The organism is Couchioplanes azureus, from assembly GCF_014648355.1.
Taxonomy (GTDB): Bacteria; Actinomycetota; Actinomycetes; order Mycobacteriales; family Micromonosporaceae; genus Actinoplanes; species Actinoplanes azureus.
On the sequence record NZ_BMQY01000003.1, the window covers coordinates 680,795 to 707,655 of the forward strand.

General features: G+C 72.4%; 20 protein-coding genes. 7 read left to right on the top strand and 13 right to left on the bottom strand.

What is annotated here, in order from left to right; all coding sequences use genetic code 11:
* Positions 1 to 208: 208 nt before the first annotated feature.
* Together nrdR and IEY99_RS34215 are read right to left on the bottom strand one after the other, a co-directional pair.
* On the bottom strand, positions 209 to 736 hold the full coding sequence (gene nrdR / locus IEY99_RS14345; RefSeq protein WP_189203262.1) for a transcriptional regulator NrdR: 528 nt from the start codon (positions 734 to 736) through the stop codon (positions 209 to 211).
* Positions 737 to 1,755: 1,019 nt separating this feature from the next.
* Positions 1,756 to 2,037: a LysM peptidoglycan-binding domain-containing protein gene (locus IEY99_RS34215; RefSeq protein WP_229798651.1), complete on the bottom strand. Its 282-nt coding sequence runs from the start codon at positions 2,035 to 2,037 to the stop codon at positions 1,756 to 1,758.
* Positions 2,038 to 2,426: 389 nt separating this feature from the next.
* Here IEY99_RS34215 and lexA point away from each other — a divergent pair, with 389 nt between their 5' ends.
* A complete protein-coding gene (gene lexA / locus IEY99_RS14355; RefSeq protein ID WP_229798697.1) occupies positions 2,427 to 3,149 on the top strand; it encodes a transcriptional repressor LexA in 723 nt (240 codons plus the stop codon).
* Positions 3,150 to 3,622: 473 nt separating this feature from the next.
* Here the strand turns inward: lexA and IEY99_RS14360 are convergent, their stop codons facing one another.
* Together IEY99_RS14360 and hflX are read right to left on the bottom strand one after the other, a co-directional pair.
* A complete protein-coding gene (locus IEY99_RS14360) occupies positions 3,623 to 6,073 on the bottom strand; it encodes a hypothetical protein (RefSeq protein ID WP_189203268.1) in 2,451 nt (816 codons plus the stop codon).
* 424 nt (positions 6,074 to 6,497) lie between these two features.
* Positions 6,498 to 7,895: a GTPase HflX gene (gene hflX / locus IEY99_RS14365; protein ID WP_229798653.1), complete on the bottom strand. Its 1,398-nt coding sequence runs from the start codon at positions 7,893 to 7,895 to the stop codon at positions 6,498 to 6,500.
* A 173-nt stretch (positions 7,896 to 8,068) separates the two neighbouring features.
* Here hflX and IEY99_RS14370 point away from each other — a divergent pair, with 173 nt between their 5' ends.
* Positions 8,069 to 9,529: an NAD-dependent malic enzyme gene (locus IEY99_RS14370; protein WP_189203270.1), complete on the top strand. Its 1,461-nt coding sequence runs from the start codon at positions 8,069 to 8,071 to the stop codon at positions 9,527 to 9,529.
* On the opposite strand, the gene IEY99_RS14375 is transcribed toward IEY99_RS14370, so the two are convergent.
* The 3 genes from IEY99_RS14375 to miaA are packed head-to-tail and all read right to left on the bottom strand — an operon-like array spanning position 9,490 to position 12,112.
* Positions 9,490 to 10,335 carry a glycerophosphodiester phosphodiesterase gene (locus tag IEY99_RS14375; protein ID WP_189203272.1) on the bottom strand — a complete coding sequence of 282 codons (846 nt, stop codon included), beginning with the start codon at positions 10,333 to 10,335 and terminating at the stop codon, positions 9,490 to 9,492. The genes IEY99_RS14370 and IEY99_RS14375 overlap by 40 nt on opposite strands.
* Complete coding sequence (gene dapF / locus IEY99_RS14380; protein ID WP_189203274.1) at positions 10,335 to 11,180, bottom strand: diaminopimelate epimerase; 846 nt, start codon at positions 11,178 to 11,180, stop codon at positions 10,335 to 10,337. Before dapF ends, IEY99_RS14375 begins: the two co-directional genes overlap by 1 nt.
* Positions 11,181 to 11,188: 8 nt before the next feature.
* Entirely contained in the window at positions 11,189 to 12,112 is a 924-nt protein-coding gene (miaA, locus tag IEY99_RS14385) for a tRNA (adenosine(37)-N6)-dimethylallyltransferase MiaA (RefSeq protein WP_189203276.1), read from the bottom strand.
* Positions 12,113 to 12,284: 172 nt separating this feature from the next.
* Here miaA and IEY99_RS14390 point away from each other — a divergent pair, with 172 nt between their 5' ends.
* Positions 12,285 to 13,493, top strand: coding sequence for a DUF349 domain-containing protein (locus IEY99_RS14390; RefSeq protein WP_189203278.1), 1,209 nt, complete (start codon positions 12,285 to 12,287; stop codon positions 13,491 to 13,493).
* 54 nt (positions 13,494 to 13,547) lie between these two features.
* Here IEY99_RS14390 and IEY99_RS14395 read toward each other — a convergent pair whose 3' ends face one another.
* From IEY99_RS14395 to IEY99_RS14405, 3 genes are all read right to left on the bottom strand, one after another.
* Positions 13,548 to 14,975, bottom strand: a complete 1,428-nt coding sequence (locus tag IEY99_RS14395) for a GGDEF domain-containing protein (protein WP_189203280.1) — start codon at positions 14,973 to 14,975, stop codon at positions 13,548 to 13,550.
* Between the two features lie 52 nt (positions 14,976 to 15,027).
* Positions 15,028 to 16,518 (bottom strand): tRNA (N6-isopentenyl adenosine(37)-C2)-methylthiotransferase MiaB, encoded by a 1,491-nt coding sequence (miaB, locus tag IEY99_RS14400; protein WP_189203282.1) that lies wholly within the window; start codon positions 16,516 to 16,518, stop codon positions 15,028 to 15,030.
* Positions 16,519 to 16,605: 87 nt separating this feature from the next.
* Positions 16,606 to 16,986: a hypothetical protein gene (locus IEY99_RS14405; RefSeq protein WP_229798655.1), complete on the bottom strand. Its 381-nt coding sequence runs from the start codon at positions 16,984 to 16,986 to the stop codon at positions 16,606 to 16,608.
* 245 nt (positions 16,987 to 17,231) lie between these two features.
* Here IEY99_RS14405 and IEY99_RS14410 point away from each other — a divergent pair, with 245 nt between their 5' ends.
* The 4 genes from IEY99_RS14410 to IEY99_RS14425 all read left to right on the top strand — a co-directional run bounded on the left by IEY99_RS14410 (position 17,232) and on the right by IEY99_RS14425 (position 20,687).
* Entirely contained in the window at positions 17,232 to 17,978 is a 747-nt protein-coding gene (locus IEY99_RS14410; protein WP_189203285.1) for an amino acid ABC transporter ATP-binding protein, read from the top strand.
* Between the two features lie 48 nt (positions 17,979 to 18,026).
* Complete coding sequence (locus IEY99_RS14415) at positions 18,027 to 18,881, top strand: glutamate ABC transporter substrate-binding protein (RefSeq protein ID WP_189203287.1); 855 nt, start codon at positions 18,027 to 18,029, stop codon at positions 18,879 to 18,881.
* A gap of 226 nt (positions 18,882 to 19,107) precedes the next feature.
* On the top strand, positions 19,108 to 19,785 hold the full coding sequence (locus IEY99_RS14420) for an amino acid ABC transporter permease (RefSeq protein WP_189203634.1): 678 nt from the start codon (positions 19,108 to 19,110) through the stop codon (positions 19,783 to 19,785).
* Positions 19,782 to 20,687 carry an amino acid ABC transporter permease gene (locus IEY99_RS14425; RefSeq protein WP_189203289.1) on the top strand — a complete coding sequence of 302 codons (906 nt, stop codon included), beginning with the start codon at positions 19,782 to 19,784 and terminating at the stop codon, positions 20,685 to 20,687. Before IEY99_RS14420 ends, IEY99_RS14425 begins: the two co-directional genes overlap by 4 nt.
* A gap of 98 nt (positions 20,688 to 20,785) precedes the next feature.
* On the opposite strand, the gene rny is transcribed toward IEY99_RS14425, so the two are convergent.
* From rny to IEY99_RS14440, 3 genes are all read right to left on the bottom strand, one after another.
* A complete protein-coding gene (rny, locus tag IEY99_RS14430) occupies positions 20,786 to 22,510 on the bottom strand; it encodes a ribonuclease Y (protein WP_189203290.1) in 1,725 nt (574 codons plus the stop codon).
* Between the two features lie 1,401 nt (positions 22,511 to 23,911).
* Positions 23,912 to 24,760, bottom strand: coding sequence for a hypothetical protein (locus tag IEY99_RS14435; RefSeq protein ID WP_189203292.1), 849 nt, complete (start codon positions 24,758 to 24,760; stop codon positions 23,912 to 23,914).
* 742 nt (positions 24,761 to 25,502) lie between these two features.
* Positions 25,503 to 26,501 (bottom strand): hypothetical protein, encoded by a 999-nt coding sequence (locus tag IEY99_RS14440; RefSeq protein ID WP_189203649.1) that lies wholly within the window; start codon positions 26,499 to 26,501, stop codon positions 25,503 to 25,505.
* Positions 26,502 to 26,861 lie beyond the last annotated feature (360 nt).

The following is a 26,861-nucleotide window of genomic DNA, read 5'->3' on the forward strand; positions in this document are numbered from 1 at the left end:
CGGCGCCCCGTGGCAACGGTTCGTCATCTCGCGCCCTACCTGCGGCCGCCCGGCCCTTCACTGTCTTCCGGGCGGCATCTCCGCCCTGTGTGCATGTGGCTGCCCGTGCATGCCGGTGCTTCCGCTCTGCGCCCTGCGGTCGCCCGGCACCGGCTCGCCGGGGCTTGGGGACGTCCTCGCCTGTGCACCCGGCCGACGCCCCCGGTGCTTACGGCGCGCGGTCACCGACCTTGGGTGCGCGGCCTCCGGCACGGGGAGTGACGACATGCCGCACCGCCGACTCCTTGCTCGTCGCGGCCTCCCGCAACTCCGTGATCTCCCGCTCGAACTCGTCGAGAGAATCGAATGCCTTGTAGACGCTGGCGAACCGGAGATAGGCGACCTGGTCCAGCTCGCGCAGCGGGGTGAGGATGGCCAGCCCGACGTCGTGGCTCGGCACCTCGGCCGCTCCCCGGGCCCGGACGGTCTCCTCGACCCGCTGCGCCAGCAGGGCGATCGAGTCCTCGTCGACGGGACGTCCCTGACAGGCCTTGCGCACCCCACTCATGATCTTGGTCCGGCTGAAGGGCTCGGTGACACCGCTGCGCTTGACCACCGCGAGCACGGCCTCCTCCACGGTGGTGAACCGCTTGCCGCACTCGGGGCAGGACCGACGGCGACGGATCAGCTGACCGTCGTCGGCCTCGCGCGAGTCGACCACGCGGGAATCCGCGTGGCGGCAGTACGGGCACCGCACCGCTGACCTCCTGTCGCCGGGGCCCGCCATCCCAGGGAGTTGACCGCGGCGCTCCCCCGCAACCCGGGCACGCCTCACCCAGCTCCGCGGTGATCATTTTCCGCCTCGGAGCTGTGGACGAACCTGTGGATGACGGTGGGACCCGACCCCAACCTGTGGACGACTTACACCCTTGTAACTACTAGATGTTGGGGTCGACGTTAGGCCGCCGGGGACCCCGGCGCAAGTTCACCGGCGCGTCGGCGCGCCGTATTTTCTACCTCAACACGACCGGTACCGCGGCAGTCACGGCCAGCACCGGATCGCCTTGATCGCCGGGTCTGAGGCGAGCGCGACGCGTCCGACTCGATCACCATGACGATGGATAGCGACGACTCCGCACCGGCCCGTGGTTCGCGCCCGGCTCTCCGGCGGCGCCCTGTCGCGCGGGACACGCCGGACGGCGAGTTCGGTCCGGCGGCTCTGGATCACGGCGTGCCGTCGGCGTTGCGCTCGACCGGACGACATTCGGCCCGGCAGTCGACCTTGGACGGCCAGCGGCGGGGCGGCCTCAGCGGGGCGGCCTCAGCTGGGGGGGGGCTCAGCAGGGCGGGCTCAGCAGGGCGGACTTGGCGGTGCGGACGGCCTTCAACGGCTCGCGCTGCGGCGAGCGCCTTCTACGGCTCGCACCGCGGCCAACGCCTTTCACATCCGAGCCATGGCGAGCGACCTCCACAGCCCGCGCCGCAGTGAGTGCCGTTGACAGCTCGCACCGTCGAGAGCCCCGTCAACGCCCGCGATGGCAGGAACCTTGACAGCCCGCGCTGCGGCGGGCGACCCCCGACGGCCTGCGCTGCGGCGGGCGACCTCCGACGGCCTGCGCTGCGGCGGGCGACCTTCACGACCCCGCGCTGCCACGGGGAGCCGATCCTTGCTCGGCGCGGCGTTCGCTCGCGGCCAGGTTGGGCCCTTTCGGACGGCGGCGCCCGCGGCCGCCGTTCGGACATCTGACCGCTCGGCGGGGTCGCCGCGACGGCGGGTCAGTTCGGGGGCGGGACGATCAGTGTCTCCCCGGCGTACACATAGGAGTGCTCGATGCCGTTGAGGGCGCGGATCTCGGCGATCACCTCTCGCGGCGCACGACCGGGAGCGGCCCGTTCGGCGACGGACCAGAGCGTGTCGTCGGGCTGCACCACGACCACGGCGGCGGGACCTGCCGGCGTTTCGTCGGCGCGTGAGGCAGTGGTCCACAACACAGCGCTGGCGAGGGAGGCCAGGAGGAAGAAGAGGGTCAGCAGGACGATCCGACCTCGCCGCGTCAACCGCAGTGGAGCGGGACGACCCGGACGCACACCGGTGGCTACCACGGCAAATACCTTTCCTCGCGGACGATCTTCGTACGGGCGTTCGATCGAACGTCCGTACGACGGTGTATCAGAACAGGCGTACGGAAGTCGAGCACTTCCGGGCGACACGCCGCGAGAAAGTCGTACAGATGTTTGAATCTGTCGTACCCCGCCGATACGGTTCTCCATCAAGAGGGGTCAGCCGGACAGACGTCCATCCCCACGGCGCAGGTCCGGCTCCGCGAGCAGACCACGGGCCTGTGAGGCCGTGGCCGACAAGGAGGGCGGACGTGTCGACCGACGACCGGACGAGCCGGCAGGATCAGAAGGACTCGAAGTCCGAGGCCACGAACGTCAAGGCGGCCATGCGGCGCCGCAGCCCGGCCCGGGCCCGCAGCGCCGACGCGCCGCAGCTCCGCTCGGTCACACCGGTGGTCAGCCAGTTCCCGGACCTGGTCACCGCCGACCTGACCGCCCGGCAGCGGCGCATCCTGGAGTTCATCAAGGACTGGGTGGAGCGCTACGGCTATCCCCCGAGCGTCCGGGAGATCGGTGAGGCGGTCGGGCTCGTCTCACCCTCCAGCGTCGCCTACCAGCTGAAGGAGCTCGAGAAGAAGGGTTTCCTGCGCCGCGACCCCAACCGGCCCCGCGCGGTCGACGTGCGTTCGCCGAGCGACATGGTCGACGACGAGGCGCTGCGCACGGCCCGCCCGGCCCCGGCGTATGTGCCACTGGTCGGCCGGATCGCCGCCGGTGGCCCCATCCTGGCCGAGCAGGCGGTCGAGGACTTCTTCCCGCTGCCGCGCGAGCTCGTCGGCGAGGGCGAGGTCTTCATGCTGGAGGTCAAGGGCGACTCGATGATCGACGCGGCCATCTGCAACGGGGACTGGGTCGTGGTACGCCAACAACCCACGGCGAACGTCGGCGACATCGTCGCTGCCATGATCGACGGCGAGGCGACGGTCAAGAGTTACCGGCAGCGGGACGGCCACGTGTGGCTGATGCCGGCCAACCCGGCGTTCGACCCCATCCCGGGCGACGACGCGACAGTGATGGGCCGGGTCGTGGCGGTGCTGCGCCGGGTCTGACGGATTCCGTGGCCGCGCTCGGTGAACCCGATCGGCACGCCGGACCATCGAGCCACGACACCGTGGCCGCGGTCGCCGGCCCCGCCTGCGCCGGTCTCGCCCGCGCTTGCCTGGGCCACGCCGGTCTCACCCACGCCAGCCCGGGCCACGCCGGTCTCACCCACGCCAGCCCGGGCCACGCCGGTCTCACCCACGCCAGCCCGGGCCACGCCGGTCTCACCCACGCCAGCCCGGGCCACGCCGGTCTCACCCACGCCGACCTCACCTGCGCCAGCCGGGCCCGCGCCGGTCTCACGGCGCCGGCCTCGCCCATGTCCGCTTCGCTCGCGGGTGCAGTGGGCGCGGCGGCGCGCCGCACAGCCGGGCACCTCGACGACGCCGGCGTGGTCCGGAGGTCGCTCGGCGGAGGAACGGGGTTTTCGGCCCTGTGCGGAGCCTCCGTGGCCAGGGTCCTCCAGGGTCGCGGGGCGCCCTCAGCCTGCCGGCGGCGAGGCCGGAGGCCACGACGGCGGAGCTGCCGCCGAGGACGATGGCGGGGTGCCGTAGACGCTTCCTCCGCGACCGCTCGAGGACGGGCTACCGGAAGCAGAGCCGCCGGAGGCGGGGGCGCTGGAGATGGCGTTTCCGGTGGGTCGGTTGCCAGGTTGTCCGCCCTGGGCCGGGCGGGTCGGTGCGGCGCCTTGCGGCCGGCCGGCCTGCGCCACGCCGCCCGAGCCGCCGGGCTGCGCCGCGCCGCCCGAGCCGCCGGGCCGAGCTGCGCCGGCGGGGCGACCCGGCTGGGCCACGCCGCTGAGACGACTGGGCTGGGCACCGGGCTGGGCGGTGCCACTGGAGCGGCCCGGCTGCGCCGCGCCGTTAGCGAGACCGGCCTGGGCAGCGCCGCTGGGACGGCCTGGCTGGGCGGCGCCACTAGGGCGGCTCGGCTGGGCGGTGCCGCTAGGACGACCGGGCTGCGCCACGCCTCCGGGGCGGCCGGGCTGGCCGGCGTTGGGATGGACCGGTTGTCCTCCGCCGGGACGTACCGGCTGGCCACTCGTGGGGCGAGCGGCGGGCTGGCCGGCGCCCGGACGTGCGGGCTGGCCACTCGTGGGACGCGCGGCGGGCTGGCTCCCGGCCGACGGCTGACCGCCGCCACCGGGGCGGCCCTGCGGACCGCCGCCCGGACGACCCGGCTGGGCAGCGGGACCACCCGGCTGCGCGGCGCCGGGACCAACCGACTGAACAGCGCCGGGACCACCCGACTGGGCGACGCCGGAACCACCCGACTGGGCGACGCCGGGACGACCCGGCTGCGCGGCGCCCGGACCACCCGGCTGAGCAACGCCCGAGCCGGCACCGGGACGACCCGACTGCACCGCGCCGGGACCACCCGCCTGAGCAGCGCCAGGACGACCCGGCTGGGCAGCGCCCGAGGCAGCGCCAGGACGACCCGGCTGGGCAGCGCCCGAGGCAGCGCCAGGACGACCCGGCTGGGCAGCGCCCGGGCCAGCGCCAGGACGACCGGGCTGGGCAGTGCCGGGCCCACCCGGCTGACCGGCTTGCGGACGGCCGTGGACCGTGCCGGGACGACCTTGGGCGCCGCCGGCCGGGGCTGGCTGGGCGGCGCCGCCGGGGCGGGCCGGCGCGCCTCCGTAGACGCCGCCTGCCTTGGGGGCTTGCTTGGCGCCGTACACGCCGGGGGCTGATGCGGCGCCCGCGCCGTAGACGCCGCCCTTCGGTGCGGAGCCGCCGACGGTCAACAGCTCCGTTTCCGCGTCCAGCGGGTCCGGGCCGGTGGCGTCCGGGTCCTTCTCCGTCTTCTCCGGCTGGGGCTTCCGGCGGGAGCGCATGATGCCGAAGACGCCCGCGCCGACCAGGATGGCGCCCAGCACGCCGACGCCGCCGACGAGGTAGGTGATGTCGGAGAGGCTGAGATCGGAGTACCAGCTCGGGCCGGCGGCCGACTTCGTGTCCTTGGCGGCCTTGGTGCTGGCCTGGGCGATCGTGGTGGCCGGCGTGTAGCGCAGGATGTAGTTGTCGGTCTCCTGGTCTTCCTGCTGGCCGAAGTCGGAGACCGTGGCGAACGTCTTGCCGTCGGGGCTGTAGGTGATCGCCTCGCCGAACGGCTCGTTGGGCAGGCCCGTTCCTCGCGGCTTCTGCTTCAGCGCGGCGATCACGTCACCGTTGGTGACATCCCATTCGAAGGCGTCCAGGTACGTCCGGAGCACCACCTTGCCGCCGCCGGGAGCGACCGCGCCGCCGGTGACCACGCTCTGTGCCAGCCGGGCGAAGGACGTGCCCGGCGTGTCGGTGCGGGGCAGCTCGACCTGGCCGACCTTCTTGAGCAGTACGCCGTCGGTGTTGTCCGTTTTGAGCGCGGACGTGGGCGTGTAGAGCTGCGCCGGGCCGGTGATCTCCTTGGTGACGATGATCGGCTTGCCGGTGCCGTCGAGGAGCAGGGCCTCGGCGTCGTGCCGGTCGCCGGCCGGGTACGCGAGACGGTGGATCTTGGGCTTCTTGGAGCCGTCGGCCGGCATGGACCAGAGGCTGATCGTCTCGCGGGGCTCGGCCGACTTGGTGCGTACGTTGTTGTCACCGGTGTCGGCGATCCACAGCGTCTTGCCGTCCGGCGACAGGATCAGGTCCTCGGTGTCGCGGGGGCCGTTGCCGCTGAACGGCACCTGTTTGGTGATGCCGCAGTCCTTGTCCAGGAAGAAGACCTTCTGGCGCTGCGCGTCGGTGCTGTCGTTGATCACGACGTAGCCGTCGTCCGTGGCGACGATGCCCGAGAGCTCGTTGAGGAGCGGATCGGTGACCTTGCACACCTTCTTGCCGGCCGCAGCCTTCGCCGCGGTGGCCGCGGGGGCCGGCTCGGCAGCGGCGGGCACCGCACCCGCCACCACCAGCCCGGAGGCCACGATGGCCGGGAACACGAGACGCCGCATCCGATCAGTGTCGCATGCGCGGTCACGAACCGGCGTTACGCGTAGATCAAGCCTGGTCACCCGGGGCGCGCCGAGCCTGGGGCGGCGCCGAGCCCGGGGGCGCCGAGCCGGGGGGCGAGTCCGGGGCACGCCAAGCCCGCACCGCCCTGGCCGCGAGGACCCGGGCGGGACAGAGCGGTAGCGAGAAGAGACGCCCGGTGACGGCGAGGGCGCGGGTGAAGAGCGGAGGCCCCGCGGCGAAGGCCTGAGGTGGACCGAAGGCCAGGTGGGAGGCCACAGGACAAGGTGATCACAGACCGGGGTGACGGGCCGGTGGAGGGGGCAGGTACCGGGCGGTGGAGGAGGCAGGTGCCGGGCCGCCTCCGCGCTGGGCACGGCGACGGCCGGACCGCCCGGCCCGGGCCTGTCGCCCGGGCCGAGACCGTCAGACCCGGAACTGCTCCAGCTCAGCCGCCAGCTGCTCGTCGACGCGGACCCGGAGCTCGGTTCCCTCTTCCGTGTGCCGGGTGTCGAGAACCTGCCCCTTCCGGTGGATTCGCGCCACCAGATCGCCCCGGTCGTACGGCAGGAGCACCCGCAGGTCCACCGCCGGGCGCGGCAGCCGCTGGGCGATGGCCGCGTGCAGGTCGGCGATGCCCTGCCCCGAGCGGGCCGAGACGAAGACCGCGTCGGGCCAGGCGCGCTTGAGGCGCAGCATCGTCTCCTCGTCTGCGGCGTCGATCTTGTTGACCACCAGCAGCTCGGGGATCCGGTCGGCGCCGACCTCGCCGAGGACCTCGCGGACCGCGGTGACCTGGCCCTCGGGGTCCGGGTGGGCGCCGTCGACCACGTGCACGACGAGGTCGGCGTACGAGACCTCCTCCAGCGTCGAGCGGAACGCCTCGACGATCTGGTGCGGCAGGTGGCGGACGAAGCCGACCGTGTCCGAGAGGGTGAAGACGCGCCCGTCCTCCGCCGCCGTGCGCCGGGTGGTCGGGTCGAGGGTCGCGAACAGCGCGTCCTCGACCAGGACGCCCGCCGAGGTCAGGCGGTTGAGCAGGCTGGACTTGCCCGCGTTGGTGTAGCCCGCGATGGCCACGGCCGGCACGCCGCTGCTGGCGCGGCGGGAGCGCTTGGTCTGGCGTACGGTGCGCATGGCCTTGATCTCGCGCCGCAGCTTGGCGATGCGGTGGTTGATCCGGCGCCGGTCGGTCTCCAGCTTCGTCTCACCGGGACCGCGCGTGCCCACGCCGCCACCGCCGGCGCCGCCGCCGGCACCACCGCCCTGCCGGGAGAGCGACTCACCCCAGCCTCGCAGCCGCGGGAGCAGGTACTGCAGCTGGGCCAGCTCGACCTGCGCCTTACCTTCCTTGCTCTTCGCGTGCTGGGCGAAGATGTCGAGGATCAGCGCCGTACGGTCGACGACCTTGACCTTGGTCTGCTGCTCCAGGTTGCGCAGCTGGGACGGGGAGAGCTCGCCGTCGCAGATGACCGTGTCGGCGCCCGTGGAGATGACCACGTCGCGCAGCTCCTCCACCTTGCCGCGGCCGATGAAGGTGGCCGAGTCGGGGCGGGAGCGGCGCTGGATGAGGCCCTCGAGCACCTGGGAGCCGGCGGTCTCGGCCAGCGCGGCGAGCTCGCTCAGCGAGTTCTCCGCGTCGGCGACGCTGCCCTCGGTCCAGACGCCGACCAGGACTACTCGCTCGAGCCGCAGCTGCCTGTACTCGACCTCGGTGATGTCCGTGAGCTCGGTGGAGAGACCGGCGACCCGCCGCAGCGAGTGCCTCTCCTCCAGTTCCAGCTCACCGGTGGTGACGTCGGGTTCGAAAAGCTCAGTTCGCAAAAGGTGACCTCCTCCGCCCGATCGTGGCATGCCGGGGGTACCGGGCGCATCCACATAACGCGGCGGGGCGTTGTCGCAGAGTGTCTGACTCACCAGTAACCACCGCGATGTCCACCGGCATTCCCGCGGCGGGAGAATATGAACCTTCACCCGCTGACGACGGAGGGACTTCCGTGGTGACCACCCGCCTGCCCAGCGCAGGATTCTCGATCACGATCCGGATCGCCGTGACCGCCGACGCCTCGTCCATCGGCCGGCTCACCACGTGTGTGGGTGAGGCGGGCGCCATCGTGACGGCGCTCGACGTGGTGGACTCCGACCCGGGCCGGGTCCTGGTCGACCTCACCTGCGACACCGCCGACTCGACCCACGCCGACCAGGTCGTCAAGAACCTGGAGGAGCAGGACGGCGTCGACGTCCGCAAGGTCTCCGACCGGACCTTCCTGCTGCACCTGGGCGGCAAGATCGAGGTGTCGTCGAAGGTCGCGCTGCGCAACCGTGACGAGCTGTCCCGGGCGTACACGCCGGGCGTGGCGCGGGTGTGCATGGCCATCGCGGAGAACCCGGCCGACGCCCGTCGGCTGACCATCAAGCGCAACACGGTCGCGGTGGTCAGCGACGGCTCGGCCGTGCTCGGGCTGGGCAACATCGGCCCGGCCGCGGCGATGCCGGTGATGGAGGGCAAGGCGGCGCTCTTCAAGCGCTTCGGCGGGGTCGACGCCTGGCCGGTCGTGCTCGACACCCAGGACACCGACGAGATCGTCAACATCGTCCGGGCGATCGCTCCGGCGTACGGCGGCATCAACCTGGAGGACATCGCCGCGCCGCGCTGCTTCGAGATCGAGATGCGCCTGCGGGAGCTGCTGGACATCCCGGTGTTCCACGACGACCAGCACGGGACGGCGATCTGCGTGCTGGCCGCGCTGACGAACGCGCTGCGGGTCGTGGGCAAGAACCTCGCCGACGTCAGGGTCGTCGTCTCCGGCGCGGGGGCCGCGGGAACTGCGATCATGAAGCTGCTGCTGCGCCAGGGCGTGGGCGACATCATCGCGTACGACCGCAGGGGCGCCCTGCACCGCGGCATGGCCGACATGACGCCGACCTGGCAGTGGCTCGCCGACCACACCAACCGCGACAACTACTCCGGCGACCTGCCCGGCGCGATCGCCGGCGCGGACGTCTTCATCGGGGTCAGCGCCCCGAACCTGCTGACCGGTGCCGACATCGCCAAGATGGCCGACAAGTCGATCGTCTTCGCGCTGGCCAACCCGGACCCCGAGGTGGACCCGCGGGAGGCGCGCCAGCACGCCGCCGTGGTGGCCACCGGCCGCTCCGACCAGCCCAACCAGATCAACAACGTGCTGGCGTTCCCCGGGGTGTTCCGCGGCATGCTGGACGTGAGCGCCGAGGAGTTCACCGAGGAGATGGCGCTGGCGGCGGCGATGGCCATCGCCAACGTGGTCGGCGAGGACAAGATCAACCCGACCGTGATCATCCCCAGCGTCTTCGACTCGCGGGTGACGCCGGCGGTGGCGGCCGCCATCCGGGCGACGGTCAAGGGCACGCCGGCCCCGCACAACCCGGCCGCGACGCCTCACGCCGAGCTGGACGAGGCTCCCGAAGAGACGTTCTGAGCCCAGCCGGTCAGCTCCCCGGTGTGGTCGGTGATCAGGCCGGCCACACCGGAGCGCACCAGGTCCGGCCAGAGCGTCATGTCGTTGGCCGTCCACGGCATGACCGCCACCCGGGCCTCCGCGAGCGCCGCGACGGTCCCCGGCGAGCCGAGCACGGCGTTCATGGACGGGTTGCAGTGCACGACGCCCAGCTCCGTGGCGACCGCCACCTGCGCGGCGTCGAACGCGTCCCGCAGCAGACCCCGGCGCACGTCCGGGGCGGCCTCGGCGACGAGGCGCACGATCGCCGGGTCGAAGCTCTGCACGACCGTACGGCCGAGCAGCCCCGCGTCGGCGACCTGGCCGACGATGATCTTCACCTGCTCGAGGGTGGCCGGCGGCTTGATCTCCAGCAGCAGCTCGACGCGGGGTGCCACCTCCGGCGTGACGCCCGCGTCGTCCGCCGAGTCCGCGAGGACGGCGTGCGGGCGCAGCAGCGCGAGCGCGTCGGTCAGCCGGGGCACACCGACCCCCGCGTACGCCGGGGAGAACCAGGATCCCGCGTCGAGCCGGGAGATCTCGTCGAGGGTCAGCTCCCAGACCTTGCCGGAGCCGTCGGTGGTGCGGTCGACCGTGCGGTCGTGGATCACCACCGGCACGCCGTCGGCGGTGGTGCGGACGTCGAACTCGATGAAGGTCGCCCCGGCGAGGACCCCGGCCGCGAGGGCGGGCAGGGTGTTCTCGGGCGCGACGGCGGAGTAGCCGCGGTGCGCGACCCGGTGCAGCGCCGCCATCCGATCCGGTGCGGCCGAACGATCCGCCGGCATCAGACGAGCGCCGCCACGTCGATCTCGCCGGTGGCCACCAGCACCGCCGGGCCCGCCAGCCACCAGCGGCCCCGGTCGTCGGCGGTCACGGTGAGCCGCCCGCCCGGCACGTCGACCGCCACCACGCCGGTCGTGCGCCCCGCGTCGCGCAGCGCGACCGCGCCGACGGCCAGGGCGCCGGAGCCGCAGGAGAGGGTCTCGGCGGAGCCGCGCTCGTGGACGCGCATGTGTACGTGCAGATCGGCGCCGTCGACCGGCGCGCCGGGGGTGGTGAACTCGACGTTGACGCCCTCGGGGAACAGGGCGGTGTCGTGGCCGGGCGCCGTGGTCAGGTCCAGCGACGCCAGGTCCACGCCGTCGTGCAGCGCGCTGACCAGGTGCGGGTTGCCGCAGTCCACGGCCACCCCGGGCACGGTCAGCGGGCCCACGGTCGCGGTGCTGCCGGCGTACACCCGGGGGGTGCCCATGTGGACGGAGATGAGCGGGTCGCCGACGACCGCGTGCACGACGCCCGATCGCGTCGCGACCGGCAGGCCCTCGGGGCCGGCGGTCGCCAGACCCCGGGCGACCAGATAGCGGGTGAAGACCCGGACCCCGTTGCCGCACATCTCGGCGGACGAGCCGTCGGCGTTCCAGTAGTCCATGAACCACTCGGCCTCGCCCGCGTGGCCCGCGCCGTCCGGATGCTTGGCGCTGCGCACGACCCGCAGGACGCCGTCCGCGCCGATCCCGCGGTGACGGTCGCAGAGCGCCGCGACCAGCGACGCCGTGAGATCGAGCGCCCCGTCGGGGTCGGGCAGGATGACGAAGTCGTTGCCGGTGCCGTGGCCCTTGGTGAACAACACGCGGTCCATCATCCCGTAGCCGCTTCGCAGGCCGCCAACGCCTCCGCCGTGCACGACGGCGACGCGCCGTCGAGCCAGGTGATCCGCGGATCCCGGCGGAACCAGGAGCGCTGGCGGCGGACGAAGCGCCGGGTGCCGCGGACCGTGTCCGCCTTGGCCTCCTCCTCGGTCAGCGCGCCGTCGAGCTGGGCCAGGGCCTGCTGGTATCCGAGGGCGCGGCTCGCCGTGCGGCCCTCGCGCAGGCCCGCCGCGTCCAGCTTGCGCACCTCGTCCAGCAGGCCGCCGGCCCACATGAGGTCGACCCGCTCGGCGATCCGCCGGTCGAGCTCCTCGGTGTCGCGGTCCACCCCGATCTGCACGCTGGGGTAGTAGGGCTTCGGATCCGGCAGGGCCGCGGTGAAGGGTGCGCCCGTCATCTCGATGACCTCCAGGGCCCGCACGATGCGGCGCCCGTTGGACTCGAGGATCCGCGCGGCGGCGTCCGGGTCGGCCGCGCGCAGCCGCTCGTGCAGCCGCGCGGGGCCGGTCTCGGCGAGCTCCGCCTCGAGCCGTTCCCGAATGCCGGGATCCGTGCCGGGAAAAGAGAAGTCCTCCAGCACGGCCCGCACGTACAACCCCGAACCCCCCACCACGATGGGTACGCGGCCCCGCGCGGCGATCTCCGCCACGGCCGCCCGGGCCGCCTCCTGGTACTCCGCGACGCTCGCCGGGAAGGTGACGTCCCAGATGTCGAGGACGTGGTGCGGCACGCCCTCCCGCTCCCCGGCTGGGAGTTTGGCCGTACCGACGTCCATACCGCGATAGAGCTGCATCGAATCGGCGTTCACCACCTCGCCGCCGAGGGCGTGCGCGAGGGCGAGGCTGAGGGCGGTCTTCCCGGCCGCCGTCGGCCCGACGACGGCGACGACTCCGGGGGGCGGGAGCAATGGCACGGAGCCACCGTAACGGGCTGGTCACGGTCATCCGCGGGCGCTTCCCCGGAACCGGGTTGGACCTGTGACAATGCGCGAGAAAGAATGCCGGTGGAAAGATGGCATTCGGCTGCGCTATGGCGGCGGTCGCGGGCAGCGAGGCTCGAGCCGCCGGGAGAACGAGGATGGGCTCATGAACGACTGGACGACCTTCGGGCGCGTGGATGCCGACGGCACCGTGTACGTGAAGACGGCCGAGGGCGACCGGGTGGTCGGCTCATGGCAGGCGGGCACGCCCGAGGAGGGCCTGGCCCACTTCGCCCGGCGGTTCGCGGACCTGGTCACCGAGGTCGACCTCGTGGAGGCCCGGCTGAAGTCCGGCGCGGCCGACGCGGCACACTCGCTGACCAGCATCAAGCGGCTGCGCACCACCCTCGACGAGGCGCACGTGGTCGGCGACATCGACGGCCTGGCCGCCCGCCTGGACCGGCTCGCCGCGATCGCCGACGAGAAGGCCGGCGAGGCCAAGGCCGCCCGCGAGGTGGCCCGCACCGAGGCGCTGGCGCGCAAGACCGCCCTGGTCGAGGAGGCGGAGGCGATCGCCGCCGAGGCGACCGGCTGGAAGAGCGCGGGCGACCGGCTCAAGGAGATCCTCGACGAGTGGAAGACGATCCGCGGCGTCGACAAGAAGACCGACGGCGAGCTGTGGAAGCGCTTCGCCGCCGCCCGGGACGGCTTCACCCGCCGCCGCGGCGCGCACTTCGCCACCCTCGACGGTCAGCGCAAGCAGGCGCAGTCCGCCAAGGAGGAGCTGGTCAAGGAGGCGGAGAGCCTCGCCGAGTCCAGTGAGTGGGGCCCGACCGCGGCCCGGCTCAAGGAGCTGATGAGCGAGTGGAAGGCGGCGCCGCGCGCCGCCAAGGAGGCCGAGCAGCGCCTCTGGGAACGCTTCCGCGCGGCCCAGGACACGTTCTTCAGCCGCCGCAGCGAGGTCTTCTCGGCCCGCGACGCCGAATACCAGGGCAACCTCGAGAAGAAGCAGGCCATCCTCGCCGAGCTCGAGGCGATCGACGTCGACGCGGACCCGCGCGCCGCGCAGAACAAGCTGCGGGACGCGCAGGCCGAATGGCACGACGCGGGCCGGGTGCCGCGCGAGTCGGCCGCCTCCCTGGACCGGCGCTGGCGCGCGGCCGAGGAGCGCATCCGGGTCGCGATGGACTCGGCGTGGCGCAAGACCACCCCGCAGGACAACCCGCTGCTGCGGCAGATGCGCGAGCAGGTGGCCGAGGCGGAGCAGCGGCTGGCCCGGGCCCAGGCGGCCGGCGACAGCCGGCGCATCAAGGAGGCCGAGCAGGCCCTCGCGTCGAAGAAGCAGTTCCTGGCCCTGGCCGAGCAGGCCAACTGAGCAGGCGGTCCGGACAGGTCCGGCCCCGCGTCCACGGCGCGGGGCCGGGCCTTCTCAGGCGTGGGCGAGGCTGAGCTCTCCCAGGGCCTTCGACTGCTTGGCCTCGTACATCGCCAGGTCGGCGCGGTTGATCAGGTCGTCGGTGGTGGCGCGCGGACCGGCGAAGGCGACACCCACGCTGAGGCCCACCCGCACCTGCTCGCCGCCGACGTCGATGGGCTCGCGGACCACCTTGCGGATCCGCTCGCAGACCGCCTCGACGGCGGCGCGCGGGTCGTCGGCGTGGCAGACGACCACGAACTCGTCGCCTCCGAAGCGGCTCACCAGGTCCTCCTCGCGGACCGAGCCGCGCAGGCGGGCGGCGACCGCGACGAGAAGCGCGTCTCCGGCGGCGTGGCCGAGGCGGTCGTTGACCGGTTTGAAGCCGTCCAGGTCGCAGAAGAGCACCGCCTGCCGCCCCGGATCCGTGGCGAGCTCGGCGGCCAGGCGCTCCAGGCAGGCCGCCCGGTTCGGCAGGCCGGTCAGGTGATCCACGGTGGCGAGCCGCAGCAGCTCCTGCTCGGCCCGGCGGCGCTGCGCCGCCAGCCGGCCGACCCGCAGCATCACGAGCGGGACCAGCACGGCGGAGCCGACCGCGATCAGCACCCCGTCGACCGGGAGACCGAGCAGGGCCCGGCCGCCGCCGACGACCGGGATCAGGGCCATCATCAGGCCGAGGAAGACCAACCGGCCGGGCGTCAGGTCGTCCGCGGGCTCCGGCCCCGGCTCGGTGATCAGGACGGCGGTCGGGTGCAGGGCGGCCGACCCCAGGCACACGTACGCGAGCAGGAACGGCACGTTCGTCCAGTCGGGCAGCGCGTTGGTGACCGGCTCCGCGGCGACCACCGCGACCACGTTGCCGACCAGGCAGGCGGCGAGGCCCGCGGCGAGCAGCCACACGGCGACGAGGTGCCGCGACACCAGGGCGACCCGCAGCACGGCGCCGAGGATGCCCATCATGACGAAGACGTCGATGAACAGGAACGCCTGCTCGGTCACCGGCACGTGCGCGGCCTGGTGGAAGGGCAGGAAGACGACGTCCCACAGCAGCCCGCCGAGGGCCAGCAAGGTGATCGCCGCGTCGATCACCCCGCCGAGGTCGCGCCGGCCGCGGCGCAGGACGATCAGGACCGCGTCGCCGAGCAGGAAGAGGTAGCCGAGGGCGTAGAGCCCGGCCGAGGCCACGTCGTAGCGGACCGGCTCCGGCGCGAGATAGGTGGCCCAGGCCCAGGCCACGTTGGCCACGTTGAGCAGGCCGACCGCGGTCAGCAGCAGCCACCACGGCAGCCGCGTGCCCACCGGGCTACGCCGCAGCCCGATCGCCACCGCCGGGATCGCCGCGCAGCTCACCAGCAGGAACGGCAGCCACCGCAGATCCGCCGGGAACGCGAAGTACGCCGCGATGACGCCGAGGGAGGCCACGGCATAACCACGGGACGTCACGCTCAGTCCCATCGGCCGCACGGAGATGGAGTTGAGCTATCCCAGAGCCCACCTAGAGGGAGCAGCCGCCGGTCGGCGCGGGCAGGGGCGCCGGGACGCCGACGCTCGGCAGGCCCAGCGAGACGCCGGGCAGGCGCGGGGTGCGGCCGGCCTCGTACGCGTCGCCCGCCCGGGTGCGCCGGTGGCTCAGCGGGTCGCCGTCGGCGTTCAGGTGGTGCGGCGCCGCGTAGGTGACCACGGTCTCGATCACGTCGCCGGGGCGCGGGGCGGTGCCGCCGGTGGCGAAGTGCACCAGCCGCCCGTCGCGGGCCCGGCCGCTCATCCGGCCCGTACGCTCGTCCTTGCGCCCCTCGCCGACCGCGACCAGGACCTCGACCTTCTCCCCCACGAGGCGCTTGTTCTCGGCCCAGGTGATGTCCTCGAGCGTGGCGATCAGCCGCTCGTAACGCTCCTGGACGACCTGCTTCGGCAGCTGCTCGTCCATCGTCGCGGCGGGCGTGCCCGGGCGCTTCGAATACTGGAAGGTGAACGCGCTGGAGAAGCGCGCCTGCCGGACCACCTCGAGGGTCTGCGCGAAGTCGTCCTCGGTCTCGCCCGGGAACCCGACGATGATGTCGGTCGTGATGGCGGCGTCCGGCATCGCGGCCCGCACCTTGTCGATGATGCCGAGGAACTTCTCCGAGCGGTAGCTGCGGCGCATCGCCTTGAGCACCCGGTCGGACCCGGACTGCAGCGGCATGTGCAGCGAGTGGCAGACGTTGGGGGTCTCGGCCATCGCCGCGATCACGTCGTCGGTGAAGTCCTTGGGGTGCGGGCTGGTGAACCGGACGCGCTCCAGGCCGTCGATCTCGCCGCAGGCGCGCAGCAGCTTGCCGAAGGCGAGGCGGTCGCCGAACTCGACACCGTACGAGTTGACGTTCTGGCCGAGCAGGGTGACCTCGAGGACGCCCTCGCGGGCCAGCGCCTCCACCTCGGCCAGGATCTCGCCGGGCCGGCGGTCCTTCTCCTTGCCGCGCAGCGACGGCACGATGCAGAAGGTGCAGGTGTTGTTGCAGCCGACCGAGATCGACACCCAGCCGGCGTACGTCGACTCGCGCTTGGTGGGCAGGGTCGACGGGAACACCTCCAGCGACTCGAGGATCTCGACCTCGGCCTCCTGGTTGTGCCGGGCGCGCTCGAGCAGCGCCGGCAGCGAACCGATGTTGTGGGTGCCGAAGACGACGTCGACCCACGGCGCGCGCTTGACGATGTCGCCGCGGTCCTTCTGGGCCAGGCAGCCGCCGACCGCGATCTGCATGCCGGGGTGCTTGAGCTTGCTGGGACGCAGGTGGCCGAGGTTGCCGTAGAGCCGGTTGTCCGCGTTCTCGCGGACCGCACAGGTGTTGAACACCACGACGTCCGCCGCGTCCGCGTCGGCGGCGCGGACGTAGCCCGCGTCCTCCATCAGGCCGGAGATGCGCTCGCTGTCGTGCACGTTCATCTGGCAGCCGTAGGTACGCACGTCGTAGGTGCGGGGCCCGGCGCTCTGCGAAGTCTCAGTCATGGCAATTGACCAGGGTAGTCCCCCGGGGCGCCCGAGCCCTAGGCGGCCGTGTTCGCGCTCGGCGTGCCTCGGGGCGGGGGCCTGTGCTTACGCGGCGGCGGGGCGTTCCGGCGACGGGCGCGGCTTCCACACCGATCCGGAGCATCCGGGGCCGACCGCGCACGCCGGGTCGGCGCCGGTGCAGGGGCGCAGGTGGCGGCGCTCCGTACCGTCGTCGGTCTCCGTCTCGTCCACGTGCACGGCCCGCAGCGTCCCGTCCGGCTCGGCCAGCACGTAGCGGGTGGGGTTGAGGGTGTCGTCCGGGAGCAGGACGTCGGCGCCGAGCCGGACCGCGACGGCACTGGCGATCGTCGCCTCGGGAAGCTCGCCGGGCACGAGGTAGCAATCGATCATCGTCGAGAAGTCGCCGCCCACGTGCCAGACGTCACACAACACCGCGCCGTCGGCCGGGGCGTCCAGGGTCGCCACCGGTCGCTGCAGGGCCCCTGCTACGGCAAGTCGGATAAGTCTGGCGTCCAGAGCTCCCCGAGCGCACCAGTTCCAGAGGCCAGCTGTCGGATCGGCATCTGCCATACCGCTCATCGTGGACGTCCTTTCGCCACATATGCCCCCGGTGTTACTGCTCCGTGACCATTCTCGGCGCCATCCGATACCCCCGCCCTTCTAGAGTGGCCCCATCCGAGTGAACCCAACGACGGGACGGTGGTCAGACGGTGACGACGAGTGAGCCTCTCATCGTCCTCGAGCACGTCAACAAGTACTTCGGCCCGTTGCACGTCCTGCAGGATGTCAGCCTCTCCGTGGATCGCGGTGAGGTGGTCGTCGTGATCGGACCGTCCGGGTCGGGCAAGTCGACGCTGTGCCGCGCGATCAACCGCCTCGAGCCGATCAACTCCGGAACGATCACATTCGACGGCCGGGAGCTGCCCGCCGAGGGCAAGGCCCTCGCGCGCCTGCGCAGCGAGGTCGGCATGGTCTTCCAGTCCTTCAACCTCTTCGCGCACAAGACGATCCTGCAGAACGTCATGCTGGGTCCGGTCAAGGTCCGCAAGGAGAACTCCGCCGCCGTCCGCGAGCGCGCGATGAAGCTGCTGGACCGGGTCGGCATCGCGAGTCAGGCGGAGAAGTACCCGGCTCAGCTCTCGGGCGGGCAGCAGCAGCGAGTCGCGATCGCCCGAGCCCTGGCCATGCAGCCGAAGGCCCTCCTCTTCGACGAGCCGACGAGCGCCCTCGACCCCGAGATGGTCGGCGAGGTCCTCGACGTCATGACGTCGCTCGCCAAGGAGGGCATGACCATGGTGGTGGTCACCCACGAGATGGGCTTCGCCCGGCATGCCGCCGACCGGGTCGTCTTCATGGCCGACGGTCAGCTCGTCGAGCAGTCCACCCCGGCCGACTTCTTCGAGAACCCGAAGAGTGACCGCGCCAAGGACTTCCTCTCTAAGATCCTGACTCACTGATACGTCCAATGCGGACTCCATTTTGCTCCCAGTAGGAGGAACGTGACGATGCGCATCACCCGATTGACGGCTGCGGCCGGGGCCTTCGCCCTGGCCATGGCCGCGGCAGCGTGCGGCGGAGGCGACGACAGCGGTTCGGGTAAGGCCAGCGGCATCGTGGGCAAGGCGAGCAGCGACAAGAAGCTCGTCGTCGGCGTCAAGGCGGACCAGCCCGGTCTCGGCCTGCAGACCGGTGGCACCTACACCGGCTTCGACATCGAGATCGCGAAGATCATCGCCAAGGGTCTCGGCGTCCCGGAGACCGGCATCGAATACAAGACCACCGTCTCGTCGAACCGCGAGCCGTTCATCCAGCAGGGCCAGGTCGACATCGTCGTGGCGACCTACACCATCACCGACGATCGCAAGAAGGCCGTCAACTTCGGCGGGCCGTACTACGTGGCCGGTCAGGACCTCCTCGTGCCCACCGCGTCGACGATCACCGGCCCGGAGGGGCTGGCCGGGAAGAAGGTCTGCTCCGTCTCCGGCTCGACGCCGGCCAAGCGGATCCAGACCGAGTACAAGGACGCCAAGCTCCAGCAGTTCGACTCGTACTCGAAGTGCGTGCAGGCGCTCTCCGACGGCTCCGTGGACGCGGTCACCACCGACGACATCATCCTCGCCGGGTACGCCGCCCAGGAGCAGTACGTCGGCAAGTTCAAGGTGGTCGGCAAGAAGTTCAGCGACGAGCCGTACGGCATCGGCCTGAAGAAGACCGACAAAGAGGGCTGCGAGAAGATCAACGAGATCCTGAAGACCGCGGCGTCCGACGGCTCGTACAAGGCCGCGTGGGACACCACGCTCGGCAAGAGCGGCCAGGCCGCGCCCACGCTGGACGTCACCAAGCTGACCAACTGCAGCTGAGCGACCGCGACGCGGGCGGGGCCGGTGTGACTGCCGGCCCCGCCCGCCGTTCCGGGCCGCTCGGCCTCGCTCCACCCGGCGCCCTCCCCGGCGCCTGATCGTTTCTCCGGCGCCGCCTCCCGGCGGAGCCTGCTGTTCCCGGCGTCGCTGTCCGGCGCCCGTGCTGTTCCTTCGGCGTCGCTCGGCGCCTGTCCTGTTCGTTCGGCGTCGCGAGGAAGCGAGGGTGATGGACGTCTTCTCCGATCCCACCAACATCGACACGTACGTCACCGGGTTCCTCTGGATCCTGAAGCTCACCGCGGCGGCGACGGTCGGCTCCGTGGTGCTCGGCGTCGTGCTGGCCGCCATGCGCGTCTCGCCGATCCCGGTGCTGCGCGGCTTCGGCACCGCGTGGGTCAACATCTTCCGGAACACGCCGCTGACACTGATCATCTTCTTCTGCTACTTCGGCCTGTACTCCGCGCTCGGGCTGGCCCTGTCCGACGACGACATCGACCTCAACAACTACTGGCTCGGTGTCGTCGGGCTCTCCGTCTACACCGCGGCGTTCGTGTGCGAGGCGATCCGCTCCGGCATCAACACGGTGCCGGCCGGGCAGGCCGAGGCCGCCCGCGCCATCGGCATGTCGTTCTTCCAGACGCTGACGGTGATCATCCTTCCGCAGGCCGGCCGCGCGGTGATCGCGCCGCTGGGCAGCATCTTCATCGCGCTGGCGAAGAACTCCACGATCGTCGGCACGATCGGCCTCATGGAGTCCTCGAGCGCGATGAAGGACCTGATCAACGCGAACGGCGACGCGGTCATCCCGATCTTCCTCGTCTTCGCCGGCACCTTCGCCGCTGTCCTGATCCCCACCGGCTACCTCTTCGGCTGGCTGGCCAACCGACTGGCGGTGAAGCGGTGAGCAGCAACACCGACGCTGTCCTCTACGACCACCCGGGTCCGCGGGCGAAGACCCGCAACGCGGTGCTCACCGTCGTCTTCGGGATCGCCCTCGTGGCGCTGCTGTGGTGGATCTACCGCAAGTTCGACGAGAAGAACCAGTGGGAGGGCGCGCTGTGGCGCCCCTTCCTCGAGTCCTCCACCTGGACCGACTACATCCTGCCGGGACTGTGGTCGACGATCAGCGCCGCCGCGGTCGCCATGGTGCTGTCGCTCCTCTTCGGCCTGATCTTCTCCGTGGGGCGGCTGTCGGAGCACTGGTGGCTGCGGATCCCGGCCGGTGCCGTGGTGGAGTTCTTCCGCGCCGTACCGCTGCTGCTCATGATCTTCTTCATCTTCTACGGCATCCCGTTCCTCACCGAGGAGCCGATGCCGCCGTTCTGGGCGGTCGTGGCGGGTCTCACCCTCTACAACGGCTCGGTGCTGGCCGAGGCGTTCCGCGCCGGCATCCACGCCGTGCCGCGCGGCCAGAGCGAGGCCGGGTACGCGATCGGCATGCGCAAGTACCAGGTGATGACGGAGATCCTGGTCCCGCAGGCGGCACGCGCGATGCTGCCGGTGATCGTCAGCCAGCTCGTGGTCCTGGTGAAGGACACGGCACTCGGCTACATCATCGGCTACACCGAGCTGCTGCAGAACGGCGTCAACACGCTCGGTGCCAACTTCGGCAACATCGTGGCCGCGGCCATCGTCGCCGCGGTGATCTACGTCCTGCTGAACGCGTCGCTGACGTTCTTCGCGGGCCTGCTGGAGCGCCGGACCCGGCGCACCGGCAAGGCGCCGCGGGTCGCCGCCGCCGACAACGACGCGGCCGACACCGCCGTGGCCGCCGGCGGCGCCGGCGCGGGCCTGTCGCAGGGCTGATCCGAACGAGCTCGGCCCACCTCCGCCGCCGAACGCGGGCCGGTGGGTCGAGCTCAGCCACTCACGCACGTCGCCGGGTGGGGGAAGGACCTTGGTCCTCAGCGGGCCAACTCCGTGACGCGCGACTCGCGGACAACCGTGACCCGGATCTGGCCGGGGTAGGTCAACTCCTCCTCGATCTGCTTGGCGACGTCCCGGGCCAGCACCGCGGCGGCGATGTCGTCCACGTCCTCCGGGCGGACCATCACGCGGATCTCGCGGCCCGCCTGCATGGCGAAGACCTTGTCGACGCCCGTCTTGCCGCCGGCGATCTCCTCGATGCGCTCCAGGCGCTTGACGTAGGCCTCCAGGCTCTCCCGGCGCGCGCCCGGGCGACCGCCGGAGCAGGCGTCCGCGGCCTGGGTGAGCACCGCCTCGACGGTCTGCGGCGGCACCTCGTTGTGGTGGGCCTCGATCGCGTGGACGACATCCTCCGACTCGCCGTACTTGCGGGCCAGGTCCGCGCCGATCAGCGCGTGGCTGCCCTCGACCTCGTGGGTGAGCGCCTTGCCGATGTCGTGCAGGAAGGCGGACCGCTTCATCGTCGGGACGTCCAGGCCCAGCTCGGCGGCCATGATGCCGGCGATGTGCGCGGTCTCCACCAGGTGCTTGAGCACGTTCTGCCCGTAGCTGGTGCGGTAGCGCAGCCGGCCCAGCAGCGTCGCCAGCTCGGGATGGATGTCGGTGATGCCGACGTCCACGAGGGCCTCCTCGGCGGCGCGCTCGCAGAGGCGGTCCACCTCGTTCTTCGCGCTCTCGAAGACCTCCTCGATGCGGTGCGGGTGGATGCGGCCGTCGAGCACCAGCTTCTCCAGCGTCAGGCGGCCGACCTCGCGGCGTACCGGGTCGAAGCAGGAGAGCAGGACCGCCTCGGGGGTGTCGTCGATGATCAGGTTGACGCCGGTGGTCGACTCGAACGCCCGGATGTTGCGGCCCTCGCGGCCGATGATGCGGCCCTTCATCTCGTCGCTCGGCAGGTGCAGCACGCTGACCACGCTCTCCGCGGTCTGCTCGCTGGCGATGCGCTGGATCGCGTCCACGACGATGTGCCGGGCGCGGGTGTCGGCGGTGCGCTTGGCATCCGTCTCGATGTCGCGGACCAGGATCGCCGCCTCCCGCTTGGCCTGGCCCTCGATGGTCTCGATCAGTTCGGCCCGGGCCTGCTCGGCGGTCAGGTTCGCGATCCGCTCCAGCTCGCGGCGGCGCTGCTCCTCGGCGTCCGCGATCGCGGCCTCCCGCTCGCCGAGAGCGGCCTCCCGGGCGGTCAGGTCGGAGTCCATCGCGGCGAGGCGTCGCTCCCGCTCGACCAGCCGCTCGACCTCCTCCGCGTGCAGGCGCTCGCGCTCGTCGATCCGGGCGGCCCGCCGCTCGACCTCGGCGGCGTGCTCCTTGGCCGTGGTGTTGAGCAGCGCCACCTCGCGCTCGCCGCTGCGCCGGGCGGCCGCGCGGACCTGCTCGGCATCGGACTCGGCCTGGCGGTGCGCGTGCTCGAGAATCGTGTCGGCTTCCTCGTGCGCGGACTCGAGCACCCGCCGGGCCTCGGCCCGGGCGGCGGTCGCCTCGGCCTTGGCGGCGGCGACTTCCGCGCGTACGGACGCCGCCTTCGCGTTCGCGTCGTCGACCTTGGCCTTGGCGCGCTGGAGGGTGCGTTCGCGGTTCTCCTGGTCGGCGGAGCGGCTCTCCTGGAGGCGGCGCAGGGAGCGGGCGCCGAAGACGAGGCCGGCTACGACCGCGGAGGCGAGGATGATGACCGCCACCGTGAGCACCCACACCAGGGCCGTCATCTCGTCGAGTCTCCCTTCGGCGCCGCAGGGGGTCTGCGGGTTCGTTGCTGTGCTGCTTCCTGCTGGGGGCAGGTCGCTATTTTGCGGGGTGGGTCCGCGGGTTGGTGCGTCAGGGATGCCCGCCCGGAGGCTGTGATCGCAAGGGGCTTCGGTGGACGGGCCGGCGGGTCCCGGGGGCGCTGGACCCCGGGCGGGACGCCCGTCGCTTCCCGCTCCCGGCTGCCCGGCTTCCCGGCTCCCGGCTACTGCCTGGCTTCCGGCTGCCTGGCTTCGCTGCCTGGCTTCCGGCTGCCTGGCTTCGCTGCCTGGCTTCCGGCTGCCTGGCTTCCGGCTCCCGGTGACTTCATCGGCTGCCCGCTTGTGTTCGGGCGGTGGCTCCGCGGCCGTCGGCGATGCGTGCGGCCGCTGCCGTGCTGCTGGTCAGCCACCGCGGACAGCTCGCGGATCCGCCGTGCGAGCCGTTCACGAGCCAGGGGCCGTGGCCTACGGGCCGTGGCCCGTTGGCCGCGGGCCAATGGCCTGCGGGCCACGGCCGGTGGGCCAATGGCCTGCGGGACGTGGGCCGTGGGCGGGCCGTTGGCCTGCGGGGTCGCTCGCGGGGCTTGCGGGTCTGCGGGCCGCTCGTGGGCTTGCGCTCGCGAGCGTTCTGCGGGTTCGCGGGCGGCGGGGATCGCCGGTGGTGCGGCGTCCGGGCGGTGCCGTCGCCGGGTGTCCGGCTCGCCGCGCCGTCCGGGGACCTCGCCGGTCCGCGTGGGCCAACCGTTCGCCGGCGTTCCGAACCCTCGGTTGGTGCCGATGGTCCGTCCTGCCGGCCTGTGCCGATGTTGTCGCCGGCGTTCCGGTCGTGGCGAAGATCTCGCCGCGTTTCCGGTCCGCCACGTAGCCAAAAGCTCACCGCCGGTCGTGGTGAGGCACGCCGACGACGGTGATGGCCGCCGACGAGCCGTCCGCCAAGGGGTGCGGTCCGCCGCGGCGAGGTGCCGCCGAGCGACCGCTTTCCCGGGATGTCCGGCACGGCGATGGCGTCGCCGAGCTCATCCCGGCAAGCGGTCCGCCGCGGCGAGAGCGTCGCCGGGCGTCCCTGTCCGGCGGAGGTACGCCTCCCGACGATGGGTTCGCCGGGACCGCCGAAGTGGTGCGCTGACGGCGATGGGTTCGCCGGGCGCCCCACCCCAAGACCGGAAGTGATGCCGAAAAGTAATGCGATCTATGTTGTGCGCTTAGCCTGCGATGGTCGTGCAAACCTGTGTAACGCGAGGCTAGGTCGCGGGGGCCGGTTCGGTCAAGGACTCATGATTCGGCCGCGGACGGGACGTACGGCACAGACCCACACCCGCCCAGGTCACGCACGGTGGCGTGCACCACGGTAGTCGGCCGACTACCACTGGGCCGTCCGGTGGTTCAGGCGTAGCGGGCCCAGATGTCGCGCATCGGCTCCCACTTCTCGCGCGCACCTTCCTTCCAGAACGCCAGCAGGTACGCCGCCACGGGAGTGGACGCGTCGTCCCACCAGATCCCGGCCACGGTGCGACCCGAGACCCTGTAGGCGTACTCGACGTAGTTGCCCTTGGTCCGCCCCGACGGGGTGGCCCGCTCGACGACCGGGCCGACGCCGGGGGTGAGCGTGCGGGCGTCGACGTTCTGCCCGAGCGTCGTCACCCGGGCCTTGTCCCGGTCGGCGGTCGTGGCGTACTCGACGAAGATCACACTCATCGCGTCCATCTCGCAGCGGACGCGCGCCTTCTCACCCCGGTTCAAGACCGGACCCTTGTCCTCGCCGCTGCGGGAACAACCGGACAGGTGCGGTAGCCAGCCCTGCGCGACCGTGGCCAGCGAACCGGCGAACCGCGGCTGGTTGATCGCCACCTGGTTCTGCTCGTAGATCCCCGGGGCGCTGGGGGCCGGGTCGGGGGCGGCGGCCGTGCTCCCGGTGGGCCGAGGCTCGGGTGCGGTGCTGCGTCCGACGAACCAGCCGCCCGTACCGAAGATCAGCAGGCCCGCGACGAGGCCGGCGAGGGCCGGGACGACGAAGCGGCTCCGGGGCGGTTTGGGGGTGGGCACGATGCGGGGGCCGCTGCCGTAGCCGGGGCCGGCCTCGAAGCCGAAGCGGTCCTGGGCCGGGCTTGCTGCTCCCGGAGGACCTGCCGCACCCTGCGCGAGGGGAGCTTGAGCAGCGGACTCGGCGCCGAAGTATCCCGGGCCGGCGACGTCGAGGCCGTACCGGTCGACCCCGGCGCCGGAGGTGGGCATGGCGGTATGGCCGGAAGCGGACCACCCCGGCGGGATGGGAGTTCCGGCAGGACCGGGAGCGGACCACCCGGGCGGCGACGACGTCGGACCGGCGCCAGAGGTAGGAGTCGCGACAGGGCCCGAAGCCGACCACCCCGGCGGCGACGACGTCGGACCGGCGCCGGAGGTGGGGTATGCCTCGCGAGGGAAAGGTCCGTAGGGCGGGCTTTGAGGAGCAATGCCGGGATGGGCGGAAGCGCTACTCGGACCGACTGTCGGGGCTGCGCTCGGCGGCGGGGCTGCGCTCGGCGGCGGGGCTGCTGCCGGCGTGGTGTTGCCCGCGCTGGGAGGTACCTGCGGACCCGGTTGTTCGGCGGCGCCGGGCTGCAGCGGCACCGTCGTCTCGGATCGGTCGACGACTGCCCCGGGAGGCGTGGTCGCGGGCGTCGCGCCGGCGTCCCCGGGAAGGGTGGCGTCGTCGCGCCGAGCGCCGTGGGAGTCGTCTGTCACGACGATGCAGGTTACCAGTCCGGTCGGGGCCCCAGACGCCGGCGAAGATTCGCGGAAAGGAATGGACCCGCAGCCCAGGCGGGTCGCGGGTCCATCGCCGGACGACCATCCCACCGTACGGCCGGCAGCACAGCCGGCGGCTGGGTGGGTGAGGCCCGTTGGCCTCGGAGGGGCGGCGCCGCAGCACCCCTGGGTTCGGGGCGGCGGCGCCGCGTCACTCCTTATGGCGCGTCACTCCTTGTATCGCGTCGCGTCACTCCGACTCGGCGGTGCGGCGACGGCGCGTCACCAGGATGAGGCCGGCACCACCCGCGGCGATCGCGGCACCGACGCCCGCGATGCTGACGATGTTGCCACCGGTGAGCGCAAGGGCGCCGGAACCGCCCTGACTGGCGCTGGCGTTGCGGAAACCGCCAGTACCGGTGCCGTTACCGCTGGCGCCACCGGAGCCGTTGCCCGAGCCGCCGTCGTTGCCGGATCCGGCGCCCTCACCGGAGTCCGACGGAGTGGCCGGATCGATCGGGTTGGTGGGGACACCGCCGCCGCCTCCAGGCGTCTCGCCGCCGCCACCGCCCGGAGTGCCGGTCCCACCGCCCGGGGTGCCCGTGCCGCCGCCAGGCGTGCCGGCGCCGCCGCCGGGAGTGCCCGTGCCACCGCCAGGCGTGCCGGCGCCGCCGCCGGGGGTATCCGTGCCACCGCCAGGAGTGCCGGTCCCACCGCCAGGAGTGCCGGTCCCACCGCCAGGAGTGCCGGTCCCACCGCCGGGCGTGCCCGTGCCACCGCCCGGGGTGCCCGTGCCACCGCCAGGCGTGTCCGTGCCACCGCCGGGAGTGCCGGTCCCACCGCCGGGCGTGCCCGTGCCACCGCCCGGGGTGCCCGTGCCACCGCCCGGGGTGCCCGTGCCACCGCCAGGAGTACCCGTGCCGTCGCCCGGGGTGTCCGGCCCGTCGCCGCCGCCAGGTGTGTCCGTTCCTGTGCCCTCACCGGGGGCGCCCGGAGTGTCCGGGGTTTCGCCACCGGGGTTGCCCGGGTTGCCGGCCCCGCTGCCGCCCGGGGTTTCCGGGTCCTCGGCGGCGGGAGCCTCGGCGGCCTGGGAGGTGGTCGTGTCGTCATCGGCCGCGGCGGCAGGCTCGGCGAGCGCCACCACGGGAGCGGCGTTGAGCTCCGTGGCTGCAGCAGCAGAGGTGGCGCCCGCAAGACCGGCGACACCCACGGCACCGACGACGACGCCGAGCTTTACCGCTGCACGCACGCCACGACGGCGCGCGAGCTGATTGGTTCGCATGTTCCTCCCCGTAATTCCTACTGATGTGGTCTTCATTGGACGATGGCGTGCGTCAGTCCGGCGCGAAGATTACCGGCAACCACCGGATCACTTCCATTCACGGCGAGCAATACCGGTCAAGCCGGACACTCCCGAGAACGCCGATCCACAATTCACACGGAACGAACGCACTCGACCACCCACAGCCAGCGCAAACGAGGCCGTCACCGGGGCGCACTCCATCACCGCCGCGCCGGCACACACCAAGGCCGGGCCTGCGCCTCGTCTGGCGGCAACGGCACCCGTCGCCAGAGCCGTTCACCGTCCCACAGTCGAGCGCCAACCGGC